We start from the raw sequence: 23,337 nt of genomic DNA, 5'->3' as shown, positions 1-23,337 counted from the left end.
TACAAGATTATTCAATAATGCCCGCTGCGAGTGATTAACCCGTGGTTGAGGCATGAAAAAGACAATATTTTCGCTGGCGCTTGGCACATTTGGCCTGGGCATGGCCGAATTTGGCATTATGGGCGTGTTAACCGAGCTGGCGCATGACACCGGTATTTCGATTCCCTCCGCCGGGAATATGATCTCGTTTTACGCCTTCGGCGTGGTGATTGGCGCCCCGATTGTGGCGCTTTTCTCAGGCAGGTTCTCCTTAAAAACTACGCTGCTGTTTCTGGTTGCGATGTGCGCGGTTGGGAACGCTCTGTTTACGTTTTCTACGTCATATTTCTGGCTGGCGACCGGGCGCCTGATTTCCGGTTTCCCGCACGGCGCCATTTTCGGCGTCGGGGCGATTATTCTGTCTAAAATCGCGCCGCCGGGTAAGGTGACGGTCGCGGTGGCCGGGATGATCGCCGGAATGACCGTCGCCAACCTGGTGGGTGTGCCGCTCGGCACCTGGCTGGGGCATCAGTTCAGCTGGCGTTATACCTTTTTCCTGATAGCCCTGTTCGATGCGCTGGTGATCCTCTCGGTGCTGATCTGGGTGCCGAACATCCGCGACACATCGGAAATTAAATTAACCGAGCAGTTCCACTTTCTGAAAAAGCCAGAACCCTGGCTGATTTTTGCCGCCACCATGTTTGGCAATGCCGGTGTGTTCGCGTGGTTCAGCTTCGTTAAGCCGTTTATGGTCAACGTCTCCGGTTTTTCAGAAGGGGTGATGACGGCCATCATGATGCTAATGGGGCTTGGCATGGTGTTGGGCAATTTGCTGAGCGGCAAGCTCTCGGGACGCTTTAGCCCGCTGCGCATTGCGGCGACCACCGACATGGTGATTGTCGCCTCGCTTCTGTTGCTTTTCGCCTGTGGCGAATTGAAAACGGCCTCGCTGGTCATGGGTTTTATCTGCTGTGCCGGGCTGTTTGCGCTCTCTGCGCCGCTACAAATTCTGCTTCTGCAAAATGCGAAGGGCGGTGAGATGCTGGGTGCTGCGGGCGGGCAGATGGCGTTTAATCTCGGCAGCGCGATCGGGGCATATTTTGGCGGGATGATGATTACCCTCGGCTTTAGCTGGCGCTGCGTCACGCTGCCTGCGGCGATACTCTCGTTCTCGGCCATGAGCGCGCTGTTGATCTACGGTTACCTGCGGGCCAGACGGGCTCAGGCTAACGCTCGCGCGCTAGCCTGATCGAATTCAGGCAAGCCAGGGCTCACCCAGAGTCAGCATCAGTCGGTTCGCCCAGGCGAAGAACGCGGCGGACTGCACCAGGTCAAGCTGGGCTAAGGTGTCCAGCCCCTCTTTTTCAAGCGCGGCAAGGTGCAGCGGCGTGGCGGCAGGCGGAGTAACCGATAGCGCCGCCGCAAAATTTATCTCCGCCTGCCAGCGCGCAGATTGTCCCTCGCTCAGGGATTGTCCTGGACGCACGGCCAGCAGGGCCTCTACCGCAGCGTCATCCTTTGACAGTTGGCTCGCTTTCCGCGCATGGACAGATGCGCAGTAGATGCAGCCGTTAATTTTACTGGCGACCGTTGCGGCCAGCTCGCGCTCGGCGCGCGGCAATCCCCCCGGCGTATAAAAAATCCCTTTATCCGTTAGCGTGCGCTGTTCAAGCACCGGCAGGTTGCGGCCCAGCAGGCGGAAATAGTCGGAATCGGTGTGGCCAAACTTCGCCAGGATCGCAACCTCGTCATCACGAAAATCCGCCAGCAGTTTGGCGGCGATCCACGGTTCCCAGCCCAGTTCCTGCTGGGTGAAGGCGACGGGAGCCGCCTTGCCGGTGGCCGTGGTTGCGGTCGTGTGCCAGACGCCTGCCGCCACCGGGGCATCGCTTGTGGCGACTGGCCTGTCGTTCAGCAGCCGCAGCCCGGCAATCAGTCGGCTCTGGAAGCTGACAAAGGCGATCAGCTGCGCCAGGGTCACGATACCTTCTTTGCTCCATCCCGCCTGGGACAGCGCCTTTAACGATGCGGGCGTGGCTTCGACGGGGGAGAAGGTCAGCAGGCGCGCGAAGTTCAGCGCCGGGGTCAGACGGTCGGAGGTTGGGTCTGCCAGGCCAAACCCCGCATAGTGCGCGGCCAGCGCCTCCGCGTTGTGCCACCTCGCGACTTTTGCCGCGACGGCGAAGCGTTCGTCCAGCGCAAAATCGCTGTCCTGCTGGGTAAATAAGATTTCGTAGCTGCCCTGCGCGTGTCTCGTGGCGGCGTCCCGCGTGGCGCGCGCCTCTGCCAGAGGGGAACCGGGTTTAATTTCCGCCAGCTCGGCGAGAATGTCGTGACTTAATGACATAGGTGTCTCCTCAAAGGATGTGGGGGGCAATATGTTCGGCGATCAGTTCGATAGAGCGCAGCGTGTCGCGATGGGTGGGCTCGACCGAATGGACCTGGAATGAGATGTCCGTGGCGCGCCGGAGAACGGAATCGGCCTGCAGCGAACGCAGCACCGTCTCGGGCGAACCGATGTGGGCGTCGAACTGGTGACGAAAATCTGTGACGGTGTCACCTTTAACCGCGTGTCCGGCAGCGCGATGCTGCTTTGCCTGTTTCGTGAGGCCCGGCGTCGCAACCTTCAGCGCATAGTCATCGCTGTCGGCGACGAACGCGGTACGGGAAGCCAGAATGCGCGGTGCGATGCCCGCAGGCAGCGCCTCAAGGTAGGCATCCACAATCGGGTTCTGGATCGCGTCGAGCGTTAAATCCAACTGGTCTGCCGGGCGCGGCTGCGTGCGGGAGAGCATCAAACCGTGTCCGGCCCGCGCGGCGCGAACGGCACCGTCGACGGAAAAGGTGGCAATCCAGATCCGGTCAGCCAGCTGTGGCGCTGGCGGGTACAGGTGGTTATCCGGATGGGTGAGCGAATCCCCGCGCCAGGCGCTCTGGATCACATGTAGATGGTCAGCAAAGGCCGCGCCGCGCTGTTCGAACGTCAGTCCGAACGGCAGGAAAGAGGTCGGCGTGCCGCCCGAACCAAAACCGACTTCGAGACGTCCATCGGCGAGTAAATCCAGCACCGCGGCATCTTCTGCGACGCGCAGCGGGTTTTCCATCGGCAGCGTAATGATGGCCGTGCCGAGTCGAATGGTTTCGGTATGTGCGGCTACGTGTGCCAGAAATAGCAGCGGCGACGGCAGGCCGCCTTCACTTTCATGGAAGTGGTGCTGAGCAATCCAGGCGCTGTCAAAACCGTGGCGTTCGGCGTGGCGGATCTGTTCGGTTGCCAGACGATAGCGCTCCTTCGGCGTGGCGTCGTCAAGCAGGCGGGTGAAAAATCCCAGGCGTTTTCGCGTCATGCGAACTCCTCCGTAGCGGGTGAAAAATGGGGAATGGCAGCAATCAGCTCGCGGGTATAGTCGTTCTGTGGCGACGTGAATAAGGTTTCGACGTCGCCCTGTTCGACCACCTGACCGCTGCGCAGCACCGTGACGCTGTGGGCGATCCGGCGAACGGTGGAGAGATCGTGCGTGATGAACAGGTAGGTTAATCCCAGCTGCTGCTGTAACTGCTGAAGCAGTGCCAGGATCTGCGCCTGCACGGTGACGTCCAGCGCGGAGGTGGCTTCGTCCAGCACCAGAATAGTCGGCTCCAGAATCAGCGCCCGGGCGATGGCCACGCGCTGGCGCTGACCGCCTGATAGCTCCCTGGCGGTGCGGGTCAGGAGTTCGACGGGCAGCGCAACCCGCTGCGCCACGGTTTCCACTAGCACCTTTCGCTCAGCCTTCGCGAGGCGGGAAAAGTTCTTCAGGGGCTCTTCGATGATGTCAAGCAGCGTCTGACGCGGGTCGAGAGAGGCGAACGGGTTCTGGTAAACAAACTGGATCTTCTGGCGCAGCTGACGACGGGCCTCGCGGCTGAGCGCGGTGGCATCAATATCATCAATAATGACCTGTCCGCTGTCCGCCTGTTCAAAACCCAGCAAAATACGGGCGAGGGTGGTTTTCCCGGAGCCGGATTCACCGACCAGCGCATGCGTGCTGCCGCGCCTGACGTCAAACGTCACCCGATCCAGCGCCTGCAGCTGATGACCTTTACCCAGCGAGAACCGTTTGCTGATGGCGCGGGCGCGAATGGCCGGTGACGCGAGCGGCAGGCCAGCTACTGGGGCGATGGTCAGGCGCTGGCCCTGGAGATCGCTCAGCAGCTGGCGGGTGTAGGCGTGCTGCGGCGTGCGAACGATGTCGGCGGTGTCGCCGTGCTCCTGAACCTCACCATTGCGAAAAACCAGCAGCCTGTCCGCGCGCTGGGCGGCCAGCGCCAGATCGTGGGTGACAAACAGAACGGCAGTACCCGATTCCCGGCGCAGGATATCCAGCAGATCGAGAATGCGTTTTTGCACCGTCACGTCCAGCGCGCTGGTGGGCTCATCGGCAATGATGACGTCCGGACGCAGCGCTATCGCGATGGCAATCAACACGCGCTGTTTCATTCCGCCGGAGAGCTGGTGCGGATACTGCTTCATGCGCTGTTCGGGGTGGCTCAGGCCGACCTTTGTCAGCAGGGCAAGCACCAGCTCGTCGCGCTTGGCGCGAGTTACCTTCTGGTGCAGCTGAATAATTTCCCCGACCTGACCACCGATCGTCTTTACCGGGTTGAGTGAATTACCCGGATCCTGCGGAACCAGGCTGATTCGCGCCCCGCGCAGGGTATCGAGACGCTTCGCTGACCACCGGCTAATCTCCTCGCCGTTGAGCACGATTTTCCCCGCATCGCGACGGGCGTTATCCGCCAGCAGGCCAATAATCGCCTGTGCCGTGGTCGTTTTGCCGGATCCGGATTCGCCGACAAACGCCAGCATTTCCCCTCGCCTGAGGGTAAAGCTGACGTTATGCACCACCTCGCGCCACTGGCGCGCGGTACGGTAGCTGATGGTCAGGTTTTCTACCGAGAGTACGGTCATTTCAGGCCTCCGCTGAACTGCTGGCTGATACGGTTGGTGGCAAGCACGACGGCGATGACGACCACGCCGGGGAAGGTGGTTAACCACCAGGCGGTAGAGAGATAGTTACGGCCTTCGGCGATCAATAAGCCCCATTCCGGCACGGGCGGCGGGGTGCCGTAGCCGAGAAAGCTCAGCGTTGAAAGGGCCAGGATAGCCTGACCAAACTGCAGCGTGGCAAAGGCAAGAACGGCGGTTAACGCGTTGGGCAGGATGTGTCGCCACAGCACGGCGAAAAACGTCCCGCCGCTGCCAAACGCCGCTTCGACGTAATCCGTATGGCGGATGCGCACCACTTCACCGCGCGCGAGGCGGGCGAAGCTGGCAATAGAGGCCACGCCGACGGCAATGGCGGCGTTAACGGTGCCAAACCCGAGCAGAATAATAACCGTCAGGGAGAGCAGCAGTGACGGAATGGACAACAGCACGTCGACAAAACGCATCAGGAAAGACTCGACGCGTCCGGCGAACGCTCCGGCTATGACCCCCAGACCTGTGCCGACCACCAGCCCCATCGTGACGGCAGCTAGCGCCGCGCTCAGGGAGTGGGACGCACCGTACACAATACGGGTGTAAACATCGCGGCCAAGCTGATCGGTGCCGAGCCAGTGTCCCGCCTGCGGCGCAAGACGTTGCGCTCCGGCGATGCCCTCAATCGGGCTGTAGTGGGTTAACAGGCCGGGCGCCACGGCGGCGAAAATCGCAATGATAATTACCGCCCATGCCAGCCACAGTCCGGGCTGCCACGCGACGCCCTGCCAGCCGGGAACGCGTTTTCGCGCGGCGGCAGCGTAATCGACCAGGCTCATGATGCACCTCCGGTAACGGTTTGCAGACGGGGATCCAGCAGCGGCATAAGCAGGTCCACCAGCAGGTTGATCAGGACAAAGCCGAGGGCGGAAATCATCACTACCGCCTGAAGTACGGCAATATCCTGGTTATTCACCGCCTGCTGGGTCAGCTGCCCGAGCCCGCTGCGGCCAAAAACGGTTTCCGTGATCAGCGCCCCGGCAATCAGCTCGCCCAGCAGCAGCCCGGCAATGTTCAGGACAGGCAGCAGGGCATTGCCGGTGACGTGACGCCACAGCACGGCGGTTTCACTCAGCCCTTTGGCCCGGGCTACGGCAACAAACGGCTGCGTCGCCACCTGGTCGAGGCTGCGCATCAGGATTTGTGCCAGCGGGGCGGAGATCGGGATCGCGACGGTCACGATCGGCAGGATCAGCCCCTGCAGCGGCGTCGGGTTAATCACCGGGATCAGCCGCAGCTGAAAAGAAAAGAGCTGGATGAGGGCAATCCCCAGCCAGAACGTGGGTAAGGAGATAAACAGGACCGGCAGAGACTGGAGGGTATTGCTCAGCCAGCGCAGACCCGGCAGACGCGACGCAAAGGCCAGCGCAAACGCCAGCAGAACCGCGAGTAAAAAGGCGGGCAGGGCGAGGCTCAGGGTATCCGGCAGATTGCTGGCAATCAGCTCGCTGACCGGCACCCCGGCCTGTAACGAATAGCCGAAATCACCGCGCAGCATCGCCAGCAGCGTATGGCCGTATTGATGCCACAGCGGGCTGTCCGCGCCGTAGGCCACGCGCATCTCCTCAATTTGCGCCGGGCTTAAGCCCAGGTCCGGGTTCTGAAATTTAATCAGCACCGCGTCGCCCGGCAGCACCTGGAGCAACACGAACGAGAGGGTAAAGGCGGCCCATAGTACCAGCAGCCCGTGCCCAAAGCGTTGAAGAAGTGCGTGGCGCATCGTCAGCTCCTCAGTGTTTCTCAATCCACGCGCCGTAGAACGACGGGCGGCCAACCGCTTCAAAATTGACGCCTTTTAGCCACGGCGCACCGGCAAAGACCTGCGGCTCCTCGAAAATTGGAATGACGTAGGCGTTATCCAGCAGGTAGCGCTGGGCATCGCCGGTCAGCTGCAGGCGTTTTTGCGGATCGACCTCTGAGGAGATATTTACCAGCAGCGCATTCAGCTTGTCGTCACGGAAGCTTTTGACCTTGTCGCTGGAGCCGCCTTTTTGCAGCAGCGCGTCGCGGTTAGCGGGGTAAAACATGCTTTTCACCACGTCAGGATCGGCGCGGCCCACTTCGGAGACGGTTAACGGGGTTTTCAGCGGATCAAGGTTATCCAGCGTGCGGCTGCCAGCGTCGCCGGCTTTCACGCTCAGCGCCACGCCCACCTGGCGCCACTGCTGGGCAACCAGCTGCAGCACCTCTTTATTTTGCGGCTGCGGCAATGACTCATATACCGTCAGCGCCAGCCGCTGGCCGTCTTTGGCGCGGATCCCGTCGCTGCCCGCTTTCCAGCCCGCTTCGTCCAGCAGCTGGTTGGCTTTTGCCGGGTCAAAGGTCAATTTGTCGCTGAGATCGACAAAGCCGGCGGCGGAATCGGCAATCACCGACTTCGCCTGCGGATAGTTGGCCGAGAAGAGGGTCTCGACCACCTGTTTTGCGTTGGTGGCATGCAGCAGCGCCTGGCGGACGCGAATATCGGAGACCAGCGGGTTATCCGGGCGGAAGCTGATGCTGTCGTTCACCCCGCGGGTCGGGGCGGCGTAGATTTTATAGCCCTGGTCTGTCGCCTGCTTTTCGTCATACGCCTGTACCTGGCGAATAAAGTCGGCCTGACCGGCCAGCAGGGCGCCGACGCGCACGCTGTCTTCCTGGGTCACGATAAACTTGATGCCGTCCAGATTGGCCGGCCCCTGCTGCGTCAGGTTTTTCGGTCCCCACTGGTAGTCCTTACGCGCTTCCAGCGTCACTTCGCGACCCAGCTTCTCATCCTTCACCACAAACGGGCCGGAGCCAATGATATGCCGGGCGTCACCAAGCTCTTCAAAGTTGCGCTTCAGCGTGCTGAGCGAAACCAGGCCCGAGCCAATCGTGGCGGTGCCCTGCAGGAACCCCGGCGACGGTTTTTTGAAGTAGAACTTCACGGTCAGCGGGTCGACCACTTCGCTGCGATCGTAGTTATTGATCACTTCTGACACCGGCAGACGCTGCGCTTTGTTGCCTAAGCCGTAGGTATCAAAGTTCTTCGCTACGGCGTTGGCGTCCAGCGGCGTGCCGTCGGAGAAGGTGATGCCGGGACGCAGCTTAAAGGTGTATTCGGTTTTATCGGCGTTGGTGGTCCAGCTTTCGGCTACCCAGGGCTCCACCTGTAACGTTTTCGGGTTCTGCCACGTCAGTTTGTCGGTGATCTGGTTCAGAATGCCGCCGTTCGGGTAGAAGCCGCCGGCAGGCGGGTAAAGGTTGGTATGCGCCTGTTGCTCCAGATAAATCAGCGTGCCGCCTTTGACGGGCGCATCTGCTGCCCACGCTGCGGTTGTCGCCAGAATCAGCGCCGTCAGCAGCGGCAGACGAAATGGGGTTTGCATGGTGAATTCCTTTGTTATCTTCTTGTTAGCGTCGGATTCATCATCGGGCGCGGGGGAAAACAAGGGAACAAAGGAATTAAGATAAGGATTGCCGGAAAATGGCTATAAAAAAACCGCCCCTGTCAGGAGCGGTAATTGAACGGTGGTGATTATGAACGCAGGTCAATCACCATTCGGCCACGGATCTGGCCCTGTTCCATCTCTTTAAAGATGGCGTTGATGTCCTCGATAGGACGCATCGTGACTTTCGGCACGACCTTGCCTTCAGCGGCGAACTGGAACGCTTCCTGCAGATCCTGACGGGTGCCAACCAGCGAACCCACCACCTGAATACCGTCCAGCACCAGACGCGGAATATCCAGGCTCATCGCTTCCGGCGGCAGGCCAACCGCGACCACGCGGCCACCGGCACGTACGGCATCTACCGCCGAGTTGAAGGCGGCTTTTGCGACGGCAGTGACGACTGCAGCATGCGCGCCGCCGGTTTTCTCCTGCACAATTTTAGCGGCATCTTCGCTGCGGGAGTTGATGGTGAGATCCGCACCCATGCTGGCCGCAAGCTTCAGCTGTTCGTCGTTAACGTCAAGGGCGATGACTTTGGCGTTAAAGACGTTTTTGGCGTACTGCAGCGCGAGGTTGCCCAGACCGCCCAGACCGTAAATCGCAATCCACTGGCCTGGTTTGATTTCGGACACCTTCACCGCTTTGTAGGTGGTGACCCCGGCGCAGGTGATGCTGCTGGCCGCCGCCGAATCCAGACCGTCCGGCACTTTTACCGCGTAATCCGCGGTGACGATGCACTCTTCCGCCATGCCGCCGTCAACGGAGTAACCGGCGTTTTTCACGTCACGGCACAGGGTTTCGTTGCCGGTATTACAATATTCGCAGTGCCCGCAGCCTTCAAAGAACCAGGCCACGCTTGCGCGGTCGCCGACTTTCAGCGATTTCACGCCTGGGCCGACTTCTTTTACGATACCAATCCCTTCATGGCCCAGGATAACCCCGGTTTTATCGCCAAAATCACCGTTCTTCACGTGGAGGTCGGTATGGCATACGCCACAGCACTCCATCTTCAGCAGAGCTTCCCCGTGCTTTAGCGGGCGCAAGGTTTTTTCGGTGACATTAACCTGATGATCCTGAGTGACAACAGCAGCCTTCATGTGTATCTCCTTGTTCATGATGAGTATCTGCATAGCAGGTGTAATACTCCTCAAGGATTAGTGGTTTGGCGCTGTAATGCAAGGCAACGGCAACATAATGTCATTATTTAATCCATTTTCAGAATAAGAATACGGCGTTCCTCTAATAATTTAGGGGGAAAATACTGGCCCGGCGAGAGAGACTCGCCGGGCGCAGACTTACAGCTGTGCTTCTATCTCCTTAATCTCTTTACGCCATTGAGCCTGCAGCTGCGGCTTTTGATGCTTAGGCTTACGCGCCAGATCGTCTTCCAGCAGCGTTTCCAGTGCGACCAACCGTTCGAGCAGATCGTCATACGGCGAGGATTGAACCGCCGAAGCGGTGATAGCAGGTGCGGTGGATGTCACCAGCCCCGCGCTTTCACGCAGACGCACAAAGACCGCTTCTGCATCGTGCCACTCGCTCAGCTTTTCCTCTTCAATCAGCCAGAAACGGTTGCAGCTTTGGCTAATTAACTGTCGGTCATGGCTGACCAGCAGAACGCCGCCTTCAAACTGCTGAAGGGTTTGCGCCAGCGCCTCTTTGCCTTCCATGTCAAGGTGGTTAGTTGGCTCATCCAGCATCAGCAGGCTGTAGCGGGCAAGCGTCAGGCCCACGAACAGCAGGCGCGAACGCTCGCCGCCGCTGAGCGTGCTGACTTTCTGCCCGTGGCGGGACCACGGGAACCCGGCGCTTATCAGGGCCATTTTGCGATTCTGCGGATCCGGTGCGAAAGGCTCCAGCGCGTCGAGAAGCGTGGCGTTGTCTGTAAGCTGATGAAGCGTCTGGTCGTAGTAGCCAGGCGACACGCGCGGATGGATTTTCAGCCCGCTTTCCGCCGGTTCATCCGTAAAATGTCGCCAGATAAGCTTCATCAGTGACGATTTGCCGCAGCCGTTACGACCAACAATCGCCACGCGATCGCCGCTTTTCAGCCGCGCCGTTTCGATGTTAAACAGCGGCGGTAGCCCAGGCGCGGGCGGGACGCCGAGGTTTTCCATCTCCAGTAGACGGTCCGCCCGCAGCGCGTCGCCGCGCAGAGTTAACGTCCACGGGCTGCCCGCCGTGAGCGCGGTCTGGCTCTCTTTGAGCCGTTCGACCTGTTTTTCCATCTGTTTGGCTTTGCGGGCCAGGTCTTCGTTGTCGTAAACCTTGCCCCAGGTCGCCAGACGTTTGGCGCTTGCGGTTACGCGGTCGATCTCCTTTTGCTCCGCCTTGTGGCGCTGCGCGTCGCTTTCATCTTTGGCGTCAAGAGCCTGGCGTGCTGCCGTACAGGGAAGGGCAAAGTAGTGCAGCGTTTTATCGCGCAGGATCCAGCTACCGTTGGTGACGGCATCCAGCAGCTGTCTGTCATGCGAGACCAGCACAAAGCTACCCGACCAGTTCTGTAGAAAATATTCCAGCCAGAGCATGGTCGGCAAATCAAGGTGGTTGCTGGGTTCATCGAGCAGAAGCAGGTCTGGCTCGTGAATCAACGCCCGCGCCAGCAGCAGGCGGGTGTGCTGTCCGCCGCTCAGCGTGGCGGAGTGCAGCATCATATCCTGCGGCGTAAAGCCCATGCCTGCCAGCAGCGTTTCGGCTTTCCAGCGCAGGCTGTCCCGTTCAGTTGAGGGCAACTGGGCCAGGACTGCATCCAGCATGGTCAGCGGAAAAATAGCGTCCGGGAGATGTTGCTCCACGCGCGCCATAAGGCAGTGCCCGGCCAACGCTACCGTTCCGGCCGCAGGGGAGTCCGTGCCGTCCAGCACCTTCAGCAGCGTACTTTTACCGCAGCCGTTGTCGCCCAGCAGACCAATGCGGTCGCCTTTTTTCAGCGTAAAGGAGAGTGAGTCGAAGAGCGTGCCAAACGCCGTATCAACGCGTAAAGATTGTGCAGTGAGTAAAGTGCTCATTGTTGCTTACCCAAGAGTTACAGGCATGTTTATGCCTCGTCAAACATCGCTGACGATAACTCAGTAAGCCCGAGAGAAGGGATTTCAGGGGTTGGTGTCTTCGCTCAAGCAGAAGTTATCGCAGCACGATACCGATAACGCTTGAGCTGGTGCGATCACCAAATGTATGTGAAACATTGAAAATTTCACGATACAGCATAATTGGCCTCCTTATATATTCAGTGGGTTAATGGATGAATGGAGTGTAGCGGGGGAAAAGTGGTTTGGCTAGTGGGTATTCGATGGTGCGGTCTGTTGCCCTCACCCTGACCCTCTCCCACAGGGAGAGGGAAAACACCCGGCCCGTAGGCCCGGTAAGCGAAGCGCCACCGGGCGGAGCGGATTAAATCGACGTACGGCGATAGCTGCGGTATTCAGGCTTCCAGAAGTTGTCGTCGATGGCCTGCTGCAGCGCGTCAGCAGAGGTTTTCACCGCCACGCCCTGCTGCTGCGCCATTTTACCTACCGCGAAGGCGATTGCACGCGACACCTTATGTATGTCCTTCAGCTCCGGCAGCACCAGCCCTTCACCGTTGTTGACCAGCGGAGAGTAGCCCGCGAGGGTTTCGCTCGCCGACATCAGCATCTCATCGGTAATGCGGGACGCGCCGGAGGCGATGACGCCCAGTCCAATGCCCGGGAAGATATAGGAGTTGTTGCACTGCGCAATCGGATAGGTTTTATCCTTCCACACCACCGGGTCGAACGGACTGCCGGTCGCAACCAGCGCGTTACCTTCGGTCCAGGCAATGATGTCCTGCGGCGTTGCTTCCACGCGGGAGGTCGGGTTGGAAAGTGGCATCACGATAGGGCGCTCGCAGTGCTTGTGCATCTCGCGAATAATCTCTTCGGTGAAGAGACCGGTTTGCCCGGAAACGCCGATCAGAATATCCGGCTTCACGTTGCGCACCACGTCCAGCAGGGAAAGGACTTCGTTGTCGGTATCCCAGTTTTTCAGGTTTTCGCGTTTCTGCACCAGCTTCGTCTGGAACGGCAGCAGGTTCGGCATGCCGTCGGTCAGCAGGCCGAAACGGTCAACCATAAAGACGCGGGAGCGGGCCAGCTCTTCGCTTAAGCCTTCGCGCTGCGTCTGGGCGATAATCTGCTCGGCAATACCGCAGCCCGCAGAGCCTGCGCCCAGGAAGACGATTTTCTGGTAGCTCAGCTGGCTGCCGGCTGCGCGGCTGGCGGCGATAAGCGTACCCACCGTCACGGCTGCGGTGCCCTGGATATCGTCGTTAAAGGAGCAGATCTCATCGCGATAGCGGTTCAGCAGCGGCATCGCGTTTTTCTGCGCGAAGTCTTCAAACTGCAGCAGAACGTCCGGCCAGCGGTGCTTCACTGCCTGGATGAAGTCGTCGACAAACTGATAGTACTCGTCGTCGGTAATACGCGGATGGCGCCAGCCCATATAGAGCGGGTCGTTTAGCAACTGCTGGTTGTTGGTGCCGACGTCCAGCACGACCGGCAGGGTATAAGCCGGGCTGATGCCGCCGCAGGCAGTATAGAGAGAGAGTTTACCGATTGGGATCCCCATCCCGCCAATGCCCTGGTCGCCGAGGCCGAGAATACGTTCGCCGTCGGTCACCACAATGACTTTGATATTGTGGTTCGGCACGTTCTGCAGAATATCGTCCATGTTGTGACGGTTCTGATAGGAGATGAATACCCCGCGGGAGCGACGGTAGATCTCTGAGAAGCGCTCGCAGGCCGCACCCACCGTAGGGGTGTAGATCACCGGCATCATCTCTTCGAGATGGTTCTGCACCAGGCGATAGAAGAGGGTTTCGTTGGTGTCCTGAATGTTGCGCAGGTAAATGTGTTTGTCGATTTCAGTTTTGAAACCCTGGTACTGGATCCACGCGCGCTCTGCCTGTTCTTCGATGGTTTCAACCACTTCTGGCAGTAAACCCAGCAGGTTAAAGCTGCTGCGCTCTTCCATACTGAAGGCGCTGCCTTTGTTGAGCAGGGGGAATTCGAGTAAAACCGGTCCGGCGTATGGGATGTATAAGGAACGATGTTTTTTCAGTTTGTTGTCCATGTCACTCACTCTTTTTATGAAGATCCGTCCCTGACACTGCTGTTTGTCATCTTTCTGGCCTGTGCGATGGGGTGCGGTCCGACGGTATTATAAAGGAGCTAAATATTAATTACCGCAACACATAAACAAAAACACCACCGGGATTACCGATGGTGTTCTGGATCTCAGTCTGGAACTTACTTGCCGGCGTGGCGTTTTCTGCCGGTGGCGTGCGTGACTTGCGTTTCGTGGTCGCCTTCAATCACCACTTTACGCTGATTCGAAAGCTTGTAGTTCAGTCCCAGAATATGGCGTGCCTGACGGTTCGATTTCATGTTAACTCCTCAATCCTGTTGATAGTTTTAAGGACCAGTTTGCTGACGCAAACGAAATGTAACCCCTTAGGTTGCAGATCCAGCTTAGCAGGTTTTTACAAGGGTGCGTTTTGCCCGCTGACGACGTAGTTAATGGTCTGCTGGTAGATGTCACTGAGGATGTCATTATCTGTGGATTCCACCCACTTGGTCAGTTCCATCAAAATGTCATCTTCAGTCACAGCACCGTGCTCGGCGTGAAGACCCTGCGCAATCGCGTTAACGAGTTCAGGTTGTGCTGCTGCGGTATTAGCCGGGTAATAAGTAAACATGCTGCCTCCGTGTCGTTTTCTGTTTAATGGTACGGCTCGCAAAAAATTTAATTCATAAACAGAATGGCAAATATTTTCCCGGTTGTGGTTCAGATTCATCTTAGAAATAAAAATGACATAAGTGCATGCTTTTATGCGCTTTTGAAATGTGGGGGTTAATCGAAGTGCTGTTGAGAGGATATTATAACGGTGCTCCTGCTATCACGAAAATATAGCAGGAGCAGAATTTAAATTACCACTTCATTTCGCCGGTATTCACCTTAGCGCTTAATTCCAGCGAGCTCTCTTCGGCCAGGTTTGGATACTGTTTTTTCAGGGTGCTGATGACGCCCGCAGAATCTTTATGTGCCGATAACGCCTGTTCAAAATGCTGCAGATAGTCGCGGGTAAAATCAATCGCCCCTGTCCCGGCTGGCGGGGTACCCAGATAGTGACCCGGAATCACGCGCTCGGGTTTATGCGCTGCCATGTTCACCAGCGTTTCCTGCCACTGCTTACGGCTTTCCGCCGTCTGGGTGTCTGCCGTCCAGACGTGAATGCCCCAGGCTACCCCGGTGCCGCCGAGGATGGTTTTCGCTGACGGGATCCACACATAGGCCGCGTAGCTGTCAGGCTGTTCGATGTCGATCTTCTCACCGTCAACCATAAACGTGGTGGAGGCGAGCACCTGTGGGACGACCAGCTCGGTCGGTGCGCCGTCTTTCATTTGTGGACCCCAGAAGGCGAGCTTGGCGTCTTTGGTGGCCTTGATGTGGTCAACCACGTGCTGCGTGGCCACGACTTTGGCGTTCGGGAAGGCTTTAACCAGCGGCTGCAGGCCAAAATAGAAATCCGGATCGCCGGAGGTGATCACAATCTTATTCAGGGTTTTACCGCTGCGGCGAATTTTCTCTACCAGCGCTTCGCCATCCTTCACGCTGAACTGCGCGTCAAACAGTACGGCTTCTTTCGGGCCGGAAACCAGGGTGGAGGAGACAGCGAAAATGTCTTTCTCCTGCGGGTTATAGGTGTCAATGGTCAACGGCGCGGCAAAAACAGCGGGTGTGAAAAGGGTGGAAAGCAGGGCAAGGTGAGTTAATTTCATGCTGTTGTCTCTGTTGTTCAGGAATGTCTCTATTGTACGGAAATTCGCATTTGCCAGAATTCCTGAAACAAGACATGCTTAGTTTCATAAATCGAGCAAATGGAGCTTATATGGATCGCGTTATTGCCGCTCAGGTTTACAACCGGATATGCGAGCTGGGGAGTTTGAGCGCTGCAGCCCGCGCGCTGGGTATTTCCCGACCGATGGTCAGCCGGTACCTTGAACAAATGGAGAAGTGGGCGGGCACGCGGCTGGTAAACCGCTCCACGCGCAAGCTGACGCTGACCGCAGCAGGCGAAAAGGTGCTGCAAAAAACGCGGACCCTCTCGCAGATCTCTCAGGAAATTGAAGGCCAGTCTGAAAAAGATCTGCCGTCCGGCACCCTGCGGGTGGCATGCGCGCACTTTACCGCCATGCATCTGATTGCGCCGGTGCTGCCCGGTCTGCTCGCGCGCTACCCGCAGCTGCGCATCGAGCTGGACGTGAATAACCACCCGGTTAGCCTGGTGGGAGAGCGCATTGATGTCGCCGTACGTATTACCGATAACCCTGAACCCGGCATGATTGCCCGCCGGCTGGGGGAGTGCCGCTCGGTGCTTTGCGCCTCGCCGGAGTATCTGACACAACACGGTATCCCCGTCAGCCCCGAAGAATTAGCCCGGCATAACTGCCTGCATTACAGCTTTTTTGCCGGGCAGTCCTGGCACTTCCTGACGCCGGAAGGAGAAAGCCTGAGCGTGGCAGTCAGCGGCAACCTGAGCGCCAGCATCTCTTCGCTGTTGATGGACGCGGCTATCAAGCACTGTGGTATTGCCATGCTGCCGGAGCGCGAGGCGCGTGCCGCGCTGGATCAGGGATTGCTGGTGTCGGTACTGGAGGCTCTGGAGCCGAAACCGCTTGCCATCCATGGCATTTATCAGTCACGGGAATACCAGCCTGCCGCGCTGCGCGTGTTCCTCGACGAACTGGCCCGCTACCTGGCTTAAGAGCAGGGTTGACGGGTGATTATTTTGCCTTTAGCCAGGGAGAGGATGTGCTCCAGAAAATAATATCCGCCCCGAGATAATTTTCCGCGAACCGATCAAATTCTGCTTTGGTGAAGGGCTTGCCGGTCTCAGGATTTTTATAGGTCAGGGTCGGTTCCTGAACCGCCATGGCGATGAGCGGCAGCGTCTGTTTATTTTTATGGAAGAAGGGATAGGCATTCTTCATGTGTGCCTTGCGGTTGGGAACAATATCCGGCCCACCCAGACCGACATTATTGGCGCTGGCATACGTAAACAGACGCCCCATGTAGTTGTGGTCATTATCCCACTCGCACGGCCAGAAGTTCACGTATTGCACCACGTGTGATTTCTTAAAAGCCTTTCGCGCAAAGGCCAGATTTTCCATTTCTCCAGCGAAATAGCTGTCGCAGGTAAACCCGGCGGGCGGATTTTTTTCGTCGAGATCGATGGCGGTTTCGGGCAGGTTTACGCCATACACCTCGCCATCAAAGCGTTTCGCGAGGGCGGCCAGCAAAGCCTGGTAGCGCTGGCGCACGGCGGGATCCCACTGACGCGCCACCCATCCTGAACCGACAGGCTTGCCTTCGCCGGGGTTATCGAACTGCGGCGCAATCCCCCCACCGTATTGCTTATCGTGCATCAGATAGTCCGGCACGTAGCGGGCGTCCGCCTCAAAGAAACGATCCTGGATTTGAATAAAGAGGTTTTTTCCGGCGGCCTTAACGCGCGCCAGATCCTGTTCTATCCGCGAGAAGTCATAGTTGTCTTTGCCGGGCTCCAGCAAGCGCCAGTTGTAAACGATCTGCACACCGCCGACATCGCTTCGCGCAACGAGCGGAAACACCGCGTCGAGCTCGCCGGAGCTGGTGTAGATAAAATTCTCCGGCGTTTTCGCCAGTGAAGACAGCGATACCGCCAGTGTGGTCAGGGCAACGGCCATGCTGATTTTTAGCGCCATATCATTATCCTTTTTGTCGGTTCAGCAGGTGAAAGTCCTGGAATTGTCTGTGTTCCAGAGTGGGTCAGATGCGTAGTCTATACTTAACCCTTTGTAAGCCAAAAGGAGAGCAAGAATGACTATTCATAAGCACGGTTCGGCACACTGGTCTGGCGACATTAAGCGCGGTAAAGGAACGGTTTCCACCGAGAGCGGCGTTCTTAATCAACAGCCTTATGGTTTCAATACCCGCTTTGAGGGTGAAAAGGGGACCAACCCCGAAGAGCTGATTGGCGCGGCACATGCGGCCTGTTTTTCGATGGCGCTGTCGCTGATGCTCGGTGAAGCGGGCTATACCGCTGACTCTATTGATACCACGGCGGACGTCTCTCTGGATAAAACCGACGGCGGCTTTGCCATCACAAAGGTTGCCCTGAAAAGCAAGGTCACCGTTCCAGGCATCGCCCCCCAGCAGTTCGATGGCATTATTCAGAAAGCAAAAGCGGGCTGTCCGGTATCGCAGCTCCTGAAAGCCGAGATTACCCTGGACTATAAGCTTAACTAAGCCCCAGCCGGGTTCGCGCCCGGCTACCCCTTCAGCGCGGCGGGGAACACCTCCGCCAGCCACGCAATAAACACCTTAAGACGGTGCGTCAGATGCCGGTTCTGCGGGTAAACTACATGAAACGGATAGGCGGCAGGGCGCCAGTCGCCCAGGATCGCCGTCAGCGTTCCCGCCTGCAAATACGACTTTGCCGAATACTCAAAGGTTTGAACGATCCCCAATCCCGCTGCGGCAGCCGCCAGATGGGCATTACTTTCATTGACGCCCAGATAGTGCGGAATATTGATTTCCAGCGCCTCGCCGTTCTTTCTGAAGCGAAACGGAAATGCCCGCCCGGTGACGGGCGAAAGGTAGCTGATCAGCTTGTGGCCGTTGCACAGCTCCTGGGGATAGGCCGGAACGCCATGTTTTTTCAGGTAACCCGGCGTCGCGCAGGTGACCATTTCGGCGTTGCCAATATGGCGGGCGATGAGGGTAGAGTCGTTCAGCGGCCCGCCGCGGATGACGCAGTCAACGTTACCGCTGATGAGATCCACCGGACGATCGGCTACCCCAAGGTCGATGCGGATTTCCGGGTAGCGCCGCATAAAATCCGGCAGCAGGGGGATAAGCACGTCGCGGGCGGTGGATCCGCCTATATCAACCCGCAGATGCCCTTTTGGCGTCGCGCGGGAAATGCGAAACGCGGTGTCGATGTCTTCAATATCTATCAAGACCCTGAGCGCTTTTTCATAGTATTCCATCCCTTCAGGCGTCGCGACCACCCGTCGAGTGGTGCGGTGCAGAAGGCGTATCTCCAGGTGCGCCTCAAGCGATTTGACCAGCTTGCTCAGGGTGGCGATCGGCATATTCAGCGAGTCCGCCGCGCGGGTAAAGCTGCCGGTTTCCACCACCCGGGTAAAAGCGCGCATCGCCATTAGCTGGTCCATTAGGCTCCCCTGATTATTTCTGTGTGTGAATAGTCATTTTCATTTTTGCCGGTTTTTCACTAATCCTGCAAGGGCTAAAGTTTGTCCAACGCAAACCCAACAAAAGGTAAATGACATGAACACGACTCTCTCAGGAAAAATCGCACTGGTCACCGGCGGCAGCACCGGCATTGGTCTTGCCACGGCGCAGGAGCTGGCGGCGCAGGGCGCGAAGGTGTATATCACCGGACGCCGTCAGGCCGAGCTTGAAGCGGCGGTCGCAGAAATTGCTTCAACGGCAGTGGGCATTCGCGCAGACGTGTCAAAACTGGCGGATCTGGACGAGGTCTATGCCCGGATAGCCAAAGAAGAAGGCTGCCTCGATATTCTGTTCGCCAATGCGGGTGGCGGGGATATGCTGCCGCTGGGCGCGATCACCGAAGAGCAGTTTGACCGGATTTTTGGCACCAACGTCCGCGGGGTGCTGTTTACGGTGCAGAAGGCGTTGCCTCTGCTCTCCGCCGGATCCTCGATTATTCTGACCGGCTCGACGGTCTCCATTAAGGGGACGGCAAACTTTAGCGTCTACAGCGCCAGCAAGGCCGCCGTGCGCAACTTTGCCCGCTCTTGGGCGCTGGATTTGCAGGGCCGTGGGATCCGCGTCAACGTGGTCAGCCCGGGCCCGATCAAAACCCCTGGCCTCGGCGATCTGGTGCCGGAAGAACACCGTCAGGGGCTGTACGACGCGCTGGCCGCTCAGGTGCCGCTGGGCCGTTTAGGCGCGCCGGGTGAGGTGGGTAAAGCGGTGGCGTTTCTGGCCTCCGACGCGGCCAGCTTTATTAACGCCACCGAGCTGTTCGTGGACGGTGGGATGGCGCAAATTTAACCCAGACTGCGCCAGCAGCGGACGTCACGGCCCTCACGAGAGGGCTGTAACGGCTGGGGCTGTTCGCACCCCTGCGCGGCCATCGGGCATCGGTCACGGAAAAAACAGCCTTCGGGCAGATGACGGTTGCCGGGAAGCTCCGTTTTGCGTAAGGCCAGCGTCTCATCCAGCGGTTCACCGGTGCGGGGAACCGAATCGAGCAGCAGACGGGTGTAAGGATGGCGCGGCTCCCCAAGCACCTGAGCGGCGCTGCCCAGCTCCACAATCTGCCCAAGGTACATCACCGCCACGCGGTCGCTCATGTGCCGGACCACCGAGACGTTATGCGAGATCAACACGTAGGTCAGATTACGCTGCTGCTGCAGGGTCACCAGCAGGTTGAGGATCTGCGCCTGCACGGAGATGTCCAGCGCGCTGGTGGGTTCATCAAGCACGATGATATCCGGATCGGACGAGAGCGCCCGGGCGATGGCAATGCGCTGACGCTGCCCGCCGGAGAAGGCGTGCGGAAGCCGGTCGAGATACTCCGGGCGAATGCCCACCTGCAGCGCCAGGTTTTCAGCCAGCTGACGGCGGTCGCGCTCGCTGCTGCGCTTTTGTACCCACACCGGCTCGGTGATGATGCGCCAGACCGGCAGGCGCGGGTCGAGCGAGGAGAGCGGATCCTGAAACACCATCTGCATGCCGCCCGCATGGTGCGCCCGCTGGCAGGCGCCGGTGCTGGGCTTAAGCATGCCCATCAGCAGCTGGGCCAGCGTGCTTTTCCCGCAGCCCGATTCCCCGACGATACCGAGCGTTTCTCCCCGACGGATCTCAAGGTCGAGCCCGTTAAGCGCATGGACCTTTTCCGTCACGCGCCCCAGCCAGTTTTTCCGCGCTGCAAAATTGACGTGCACGCTATCCAGTTCCAGCAGTACATCAGACATGGGCTTTCTCCCGTTGTGGATACCAGCAGGCGGCCTGTTGGCCTTCTGCGCCAGTGGGCGCTAAGCGTGGGGTTTCGCTGCATTTCGCCCCGGCGGCAAAGCAGCGCTCGCGGAACGCGCATCCCGGCGGAAGCTGGCTGAGGTTGGGGACCGTGCCGGGGATGGCGGGAAGCGGGGCGCGCGGCTGGCCGTTTTCCGGTGCGCACTGCAGCAGGCCGATGGAGTAGGGATGTACAGGCTGGTGGATCAGCGTTTGCGTGGTACCGCTCTCGATCACGCTGCCCGCATACATCACGTACATCTTGTCGCAGAGCTGAGAAACCACGGCCATATCGTGGCTGATAAACAGCACCGAGGTGCCGCTGGCCCGCGCCTTGTGCTTCAGCAGGCGCAGCACCTGCAGCTGGACGGTGACGTCCAGCGCGGTGGTCGGTTCGTCGGCGATAATCAGCTCCGGCTCGCAGGAGAAGGCAAGGGCGATCATCACCCGCTGGCGCATGCCGCCGGACAGTTCAAACGGATAGCGCGCCATGACCTGCTTCGCGTCGGGTATTTGCATCTCTTCCAGAAGGGTAATCGCCTTCTGCTGCGCCTCACGCCTGGAAAGCGGTTGATGCTGGCGAATTACCTCCACCATCTGTTTGCCAATCCGCCGCGTCGGGTTAAGGGCGGTCATGGGCTCCTGAAAAATCATCGCCACCTTTGCGCCGCGCCACTGGCGAAGCTGTTTCTCGGACGCCGTCAGGACGTTTTCGCCGAGTAATTTCACCTGGCCGTGATGAATGCGGTAGCTGCCTTCCGGCAGCAGACGCATGGCGAGCATGGCGGTCACCGATTTACCGGAACCGGATTCGCCCACCACGCCGACAATTTCACCCCTGCCGATCTCCAGCGAGACGTGGTTAAGCGCGTGGACCTCGCCGCGAAAAATCGGGAAGCTCAGGTGCAGGTCTTCAATCTTGAGTACCGGGTCGGTCATCACTGTTTCCCTCCTGACTTCGGATCCAGCAGATCGCGAATACCGTCTCCAAACAGGTTAAAGCCCACGGCGGTTATCAAAATCGCCGCACCGGGAAAGGCGCAGTACCACCACTGGTCCAGAACGTAGTTACGGCCGACGGCCACCATCGCGCCCCATTCGGCGGTCGGCTGCTGCGCCCCCAGGCCAATAAACCCCAGCGTGGCGGCCATCAGGATGGCGCTGCCGATGTCCAGCGACGCCTGCACGATCAGCGGCGGCAGGGCGTTGCGCAGGATATGCCAGCGGATCAAATGCCAGCGGGAGGCGCCAAAGGTGCGGGCGGCCTGCACGTAGGTAAACTGGCGCACCACCAGGGTTTGGCCGCGCGCCAGGCGGACGTAGAACGGAATGCGGACAATCGCAATTGCCAGCATGGCGTTAAACAGGCTCGGCCCCAGCGCGGCGGCCAGCGCCATGGTCAGCACCAGGGAAGGAATGGAGAGCATAATGTCCATTACCCGCATGATGACGGCGTCGCCGCGTCCGCCCAGCACGCCGGACAGACAGCCCAGCAGCGAGCCGATGCCGCCCGCAATTACCACCACCGCCAGCCCGGCGGTAATGGACTGCTGGCTGCCCGCCAGCACGCGGCTGAACAGATCGCGGCCCACCTCGTCGGTGCCAAACCAGTGCTGTGCAGAAGGCGCCTGCAGGCGGGCGGTCAGATCCAGCGCGTTCGGGTCGTGCGGCACTATCCACGGCGCGGCCACCATAATGAAAAGCATCACGAGCATAATGATGCCGCCAACGATCGTGAGCGGGCTTTGACGCAGCATCCAGAACAGCTTTGCCCAGTTGATGCGTTGTCTGGCGGTTTTAACCGGGACGGGCGTTTCCTGCGTTAACATCATTCGGCACCTCCGCGCCCGATTCGCGGGTCAATCCACAGGTAAAGCAGATCGACCACCAGATTAACCAGCACGTAGGCCAGCGAAACAACGACGGCAAAGCCCATCACGGCAGGGAAATCGAGCGCCTGAATGGACGTCACCACCCAGGCGCCCATGCCCGGCCAGGCAAAGACGGTTTCGGTCAGTACGGCGCCGTACAGCAGATCCCCCAGCGCCAGCCCGAGCACGGTAATCGACGGGATCATCGCATTCGGCAGGGCGTAGCGCAGGACGATATACCAGCCGGGCAGGCCGCTGGCGCGGGCCGTGCGAATGTAGTCCTCGCTAAGCTGCTCCAGCATCGCCGAACGGACCTGGCGTGCGACGATGCCCAGGTGGACAAATGCCAGCGTCAGCGAGGGTAAAATCAGGTGCTGCAGCGCATTGAAAAAGACCTCGCCGTTGCCCTCAAGGAGCGCGTCCAGCAGATAAAAGCCGGTGATGTGCGTCGGTGGATCGAGCCAGTCGTCCAGCCTGCCGCCGCCCGGCAGGATTTGCAGGTGCCCGTAGAACAGCACGATGACGCCCAGCCCAAGCCAGAAGGCCGGGGTGGAGATGCCAGTCATCGCCATTAAACGTACCAGGTGATCCAGCCAGCGGTTGCGGTACACCGCCGATAAAATCCCCAGCGGCACGCCGATGACCAGCGCCAGCAGGAGTGAACAAAAGGCCAGCTCCAGCGTGGCGGGGAAAAAGGCCTTCAGGTCTTCCGCAACCGGACGACCGGTACGGATGGACGTGCCTAAATCACCGTGGGCCAGGGCGTCAACGTAGCGGCCAAACTGAACGTACAGGGGCTGGTCCAGCCCTAACTGCTGGCGGATGTTCTGCACGATGTCGTCGCTGGCGCGATCGCCGGCCAGCAGACGGGCCGGATCGCCGGGGATCAGGTGCGAAATAATAAAGGTGATAATACAGACACCGGCCACCACCAGGAGTAACCCCCAGCAGCGCTGGCGCACTATGCTCCAGAACGTCATACGCTTTC

The 23,337-nt window shown here is 59.1% G+C and carries 22 protein-coding genes; 4 read left to right on the top strand and 18 right to left on the bottom strand.

Annotated elements, in window-relative coordinates:
• Window positions 1-52 precede the first annotated feature (52 nt).
• Window positions 53-1,228, top strand: a complete 1,176-nt coding sequence (araJ, locus tag ACWYRJ_RS07105) for an MFS transporter AraJ (protein WP_455507626.1) — start codon at window positions 53-55, stop codon at window positions 1,226-1,228.
• 6 nt (window positions 1,229-1,234) lie between these two features.
• On the opposite strand, the gene ACWYRJ_RS07100 is transcribed toward araJ, so the two are convergent.
• The 12 genes from ACWYRJ_RS07100 to ACWYRJ_RS07045 all read right to left on the bottom strand — a co-directional run bounded on the left by ACWYRJ_RS07100 (window position 1,235) and on the right by ACWYRJ_RS07045 (window position 15,209).
• Window positions 1,235-2,326, bottom strand: coding sequence for an alkylhydroperoxidase domain protein (locus ACWYRJ_RS07100; protein WP_455507625.1), 1,092 nt, complete (start codon window positions 2,324-2,326; stop codon window positions 1,235-1,237).
• Between the two features lie 10 nt (window positions 2,327-2,336).
• On the bottom strand, window positions 2,337-3,326 hold the full coding sequence (locus tag ACWYRJ_RS07095) for a putative FMN-dependent luciferase-like monooxygenase (protein ID WP_455507624.1): 990 nt from the start codon (window positions 3,324-3,326) through the stop codon (window positions 2,337-2,339).
• Window positions 3,323-4,930 carry a dipeptide ABC transporter ATP-binding protein gene (locus tag ACWYRJ_RS07090; RefSeq protein WP_455507623.1) on the bottom strand — a complete coding sequence of 536 codons (1,608 nt, stop codon included), beginning with the start codon at window positions 4,928-4,930 and terminating at the stop codon, window positions 3,323-3,325. Before ACWYRJ_RS07090 ends, ACWYRJ_RS07095 begins: the two co-directional genes overlap by 4 nt.
• Window positions 4,927-5,778 (bottom strand): ABC transporter permease, encoded by an 852-nt coding sequence (locus ACWYRJ_RS07085; RefSeq protein ID WP_149366965.1) that lies wholly within the window; start codon window positions 5,776-5,778, stop codon window positions 4,927-4,929. The genes ACWYRJ_RS07090 and ACWYRJ_RS07085 overlap by 4 nt, the downstream gene beginning before the upstream one ends.
• Window positions 5,775-6,719: an ABC transporter permease gene (locus ACWYRJ_RS07080; protein WP_455507622.1), complete on the bottom strand. Its 945-nt coding sequence runs from the start codon at window positions 6,717-6,719 to the stop codon at window positions 5,775-5,777. Before ACWYRJ_RS07080 ends, ACWYRJ_RS07085 begins: the two co-directional genes overlap by 4 nt.
• Before the next feature lie 10 nt (window positions 6,720-6,729).
• Window positions 6,730-8,349, bottom strand: coding sequence for a TIGR04028 family ABC transporter substrate-binding protein (locus ACWYRJ_RS07075; protein WP_111963618.1), 1,620 nt, complete (start codon window positions 8,347-8,349; stop codon window positions 6,730-6,732).
• Between the two features lie 149 nt (window positions 8,350-8,498).
• Window positions 8,499-9,509 carry an alcohol dehydrogenase AdhP gene (gene adhP, locus ACWYRJ_RS07070; RefSeq protein WP_115875167.1) on the bottom strand — a complete coding sequence of 337 codons (1,011 nt, stop codon included), beginning with the start codon at window positions 9,507-9,509 and terminating at the stop codon, window positions 8,499-8,501.
• A 198-nt stretch (window positions 9,510-9,707) separates the two neighbouring features.
• Window positions 9,708-11,420 (bottom strand): ABC-F family ATP-binding cassette domain-containing protein, encoded by a 1,713-nt coding sequence (locus tag ACWYRJ_RS07065; protein ID WP_455507621.1) that lies wholly within the window; start codon window positions 11,418-11,420, stop codon window positions 9,708-9,710.
• Between the two features lie 382 nt (window positions 11,421-11,802).
• Window positions 11,803-13,500, bottom strand: coding sequence for an NAD-dependent malic enzyme (locus ACWYRJ_RS07060; protein ID WP_023335794.1), 1,698 nt, complete (start codon window positions 13,498-13,500; stop codon window positions 11,803-11,805).
• A gap of 176 nt (window positions 13,501-13,676) precedes the next feature.
• Window positions 13,677-13,814 (bottom strand): stationary-phase-induced ribosome-associated protein, encoded by a 138-nt coding sequence (sra, locus tag ACWYRJ_RS07055; protein ID WP_008501714.1) that lies wholly within the window; start codon window positions 13,812-13,814, stop codon window positions 13,677-13,679.
• 95 nt (window positions 13,815-13,909) lie between these two features.
• Window positions 13,910-14,125, bottom strand: a complete 216-nt coding sequence (gene bdm, locus ACWYRJ_RS07050) for a biofilm-dependent modulation protein (RefSeq protein WP_013096534.1) — start codon at window positions 14,123-14,125, stop codon at window positions 13,910-13,912.
• A 232-nt stretch (window positions 14,126-14,357) separates the two neighbouring features.
• Window positions 14,358-15,209 (bottom strand): Vmh family MBL fold metallo-hydrolase, encoded by an 852-nt coding sequence (locus tag ACWYRJ_RS07045; protein WP_455507620.1) that lies wholly within the window; start codon window positions 15,207-15,209, stop codon window positions 14,358-14,360.
• Window positions 15,210-15,319: 110 nt separating this feature from the next.
• Between ACWYRJ_RS07045 and ACWYRJ_RS07040 the strand changes: the two genes are divergently transcribed.
• Window positions 15,320-16,195: a LysR family transcriptional regulator gene (locus ACWYRJ_RS07040; protein ID WP_223578857.1), complete on the top strand. Its 876-nt coding sequence runs from the start codon at window positions 15,320-15,322 to the stop codon at window positions 16,193-16,195.
• A gap of 19 nt (window positions 16,196-16,214) precedes the next feature.
• Here the strand turns inward: ACWYRJ_RS07040 and ACWYRJ_RS07035 are convergent, their stop codons facing one another.
• A complete protein-coding gene (locus tag ACWYRJ_RS07035) occupies window positions 16,215-17,174 on the bottom strand; it encodes a hypothetical protein (protein WP_455507619.1) in 960 nt (319 codons plus the stop codon).
• Between the two features lie 115 nt (window positions 17,175-17,289).
• Between ACWYRJ_RS07035 and ACWYRJ_RS07030 the strand changes: the two genes are divergently transcribed.
• Window positions 17,290-17,718, top strand: a complete 429-nt coding sequence (locus ACWYRJ_RS07030; RefSeq protein ID WP_023311893.1) for an OsmC family protein — start codon at window positions 17,290-17,292, stop codon at window positions 17,716-17,718.
• Window positions 17,719-17,741: 23 nt separating this feature from the next.
• Here the strand turns inward: ACWYRJ_RS07030 and ACWYRJ_RS07025 are convergent, their stop codons facing one another.
• Window positions 17,742-18,647 (bottom strand): LysR substrate-binding domain-containing protein, encoded by a 906-nt coding sequence (locus ACWYRJ_RS07025; protein ID WP_455507618.1) that lies wholly within the window; start codon window positions 18,645-18,647, stop codon window positions 17,742-17,744.
• Window positions 18,648-18,762: 115 nt separating this feature from the next.
• Here ACWYRJ_RS07025 and ACWYRJ_RS07020 point away from each other — a divergent pair, with 115 nt between their 5' ends.
• On the top strand, window positions 18,763-19,512 hold the full coding sequence (locus ACWYRJ_RS07020; RefSeq protein WP_455507617.1) for an SDR family NAD(P)-dependent oxidoreductase: 750 nt from the start codon (window positions 18,763-18,765) through the stop codon (window positions 19,510-19,512).
• Here the strand turns inward: ACWYRJ_RS07020 and ACWYRJ_RS07015 are convergent.
• The 4 genes from ACWYRJ_RS07015 to ACWYRJ_RS07000 are packed head-to-tail and all read right to left on the bottom strand — an operon-like array spanning window position 19,509 to window position 23,329.
• A complete protein-coding gene (locus tag ACWYRJ_RS07015) occupies window positions 19,509-20,438 on the bottom strand; it encodes an ABC transporter ATP-binding protein (RefSeq protein WP_455507616.1) in 930 nt (309 codons plus the stop codon). The genes ACWYRJ_RS07020 and ACWYRJ_RS07015 overlap by 4 nt on opposite strands.
• Complete coding sequence (locus ACWYRJ_RS07010; RefSeq protein WP_455507615.1) at window positions 20,431-21,417, bottom strand: ABC transporter ATP-binding protein; 987 nt, start codon at window positions 21,415-21,417, stop codon at window positions 20,431-20,433. Before ACWYRJ_RS07010 ends, ACWYRJ_RS07015 begins: the two co-directional genes overlap by 8 nt.
• Window positions 21,417-22,310 carry a D,D-dipeptide ABC transporter permease gene (gene ddpC / locus ACWYRJ_RS07005; protein WP_149366955.1) on the bottom strand — a complete coding sequence of 298 codons (894 nt, stop codon included), beginning with the start codon at window positions 22,308-22,310 and terminating at the stop codon, window positions 21,417-21,419. The genes ACWYRJ_RS07010 and ddpC overlap by 1 nt, the downstream gene beginning before the upstream one ends.
• On the bottom strand, window positions 22,307-23,329 hold the full coding sequence (locus ACWYRJ_RS07000) for an ABC transporter permease (protein ID WP_149366954.1): 1,023 nt from the start codon (window positions 23,327-23,329) through the stop codon (window positions 22,307-22,309). The genes ddpC and ACWYRJ_RS07000 overlap by 4 nt, the downstream gene beginning before the upstream one ends.
• Window positions 23,330-23,337 lie beyond the last annotated feature (8 nt).

Source organism: Enterobacter sp. (genome assembly GCF_977039595.1).
The sequence above is the reverse complement of the archived record's forward strand: the minus strand, read 5'-3'. Positions and strand labels throughout refer to the sequence as shown.

Coding starts and splice junctions, on each gene's coding strand:
- araJ (WP_455507626.1), top strand. CDS start 53: ATGAAAAAGACAATATTTTCGCTGGCGCTTGGCACATTTGGCCTGGGC.
- ACWYRJ_RS07100 (WP_455507625.1), bottom strand. CDS start 2,326: ATGTCATTAAGTCACGACATTCTCGCCGAGCTGGCGGAAATTAAACCC.
- ACWYRJ_RS07095 (WP_455507624.1), bottom strand. CDS start 3,326: ATGACGCGAAAACGCCTGGGATTTTTCACCCGCCTGCTTGACGACGCC.
- ACWYRJ_RS07090 (WP_455507623.1), bottom strand. CDS start 4,930: ATGACCGTACTCTCGGTAGAAAACCTGACCATCAGCTACCGTACCGCG.
- ACWYRJ_RS07085 (WP_149366965.1), bottom strand. CDS start 5,778: ATGAGCCTGGTCGATTACGCTGCCGCCGCGCGAAAACGCGTTCCCGGC.
- ACWYRJ_RS07080 (WP_455507622.1), bottom strand. CDS start 6,719: ATGCGCCACGCACTTCTTCAACGCTTTGGGCACGGGCTGCTGGTACTA.
- ACWYRJ_RS07075 (WP_111963618.1), bottom strand. CDS start 8,349: ATGCAAACCCCATTTCGTCTGCCGCTGCTGACGGCGCTGATTCTGGCG.
- adhP (WP_115875167.1), bottom strand. CDS start 9,509: ATGAAGGCTGCTGTTGTCACTCAGGATCATCAGGTTAATGTCACCGAA.
- ACWYRJ_RS07065 (WP_455507621.1), bottom strand. CDS start 11,420: ATGAGCACTTTACTCACTGCACAATCTTTACGCGTTGATACGGCGTTT.
- ACWYRJ_RS07060 (WP_023335794.1), bottom strand. CDS start 13,500: ATGGACAACAAACTGAAAAAACATCGTTCCTTATACATCCCATACGCC.
- sra (WP_008501714.1), bottom strand. CDS start 13,814: ATGAAATCGAACCGTCAGGCACGCCATATTCTGGGACTGAACTACAAG.
- bdm (WP_013096534.1), bottom strand. CDS start 14,125: ATGTTTACTTATTACCCGGCTAATACCGCAGCAGCACAACCTGAACTC.
- ACWYRJ_RS07045 (WP_455507620.1), bottom strand. CDS start 15,209: ATGAAATTAACTCACCTTGCCCTGCTTTCCACCCTTTTCACACCCGCT.
- ACWYRJ_RS07040 (WP_223578857.1), top strand. CDS start 15,320: ATGGATCGCGTTATTGCCGCTCAGGTTTACAACCGGATATGCGAGCTG.
- ACWYRJ_RS07035 (WP_455507619.1), bottom strand. CDS start 17,174: ATGGCGCTAAAAATCAGCATGGCCGTTGCCCTGACCACACTGGCGGTA.
- ACWYRJ_RS07030 (WP_023311893.1), top strand. CDS start 17,290: ATGACTATTCATAAGCACGGTTCGGCACACTGGTCTGGCGACATTAAG.
- ACWYRJ_RS07025 (WP_455507618.1), bottom strand. CDS start 18,647: ATGGACCAGCTAATGGCGATGCGCGCTTTTACCCGGGTGGTGGAAACC.
- ACWYRJ_RS07020 (WP_455507617.1), top strand. CDS start 18,763: ATGAACACGACTCTCTCAGGAAAAATCGCACTGGTCACCGGCGGCAGC.
- ACWYRJ_RS07015 (WP_455507616.1), bottom strand. CDS start 20,438: ATGTCTGATGTACTGCTGGAACTGGATAGCGTGCACGTCAATTTTGCA.
- ACWYRJ_RS07010 (WP_455507615.1), bottom strand. CDS start 21,417: ATGACCGACCCGGTACTCAAGATTGAAGACCTGCACCTGAGCTTCCCG.
- ddpC (WP_149366955.1), bottom strand. CDS start 22,310: ATGATGTTAACGCAGGAAACGCCCGTCCCGGTTAAAACCGCCAGACAA.
- ACWYRJ_RS07000 (WP_149366954.1), bottom strand. CDS start 23,329: ATGACGTTCTGGAGCATAGTGCGCCAGCGCTGCTGGGGGTTACTCCTG.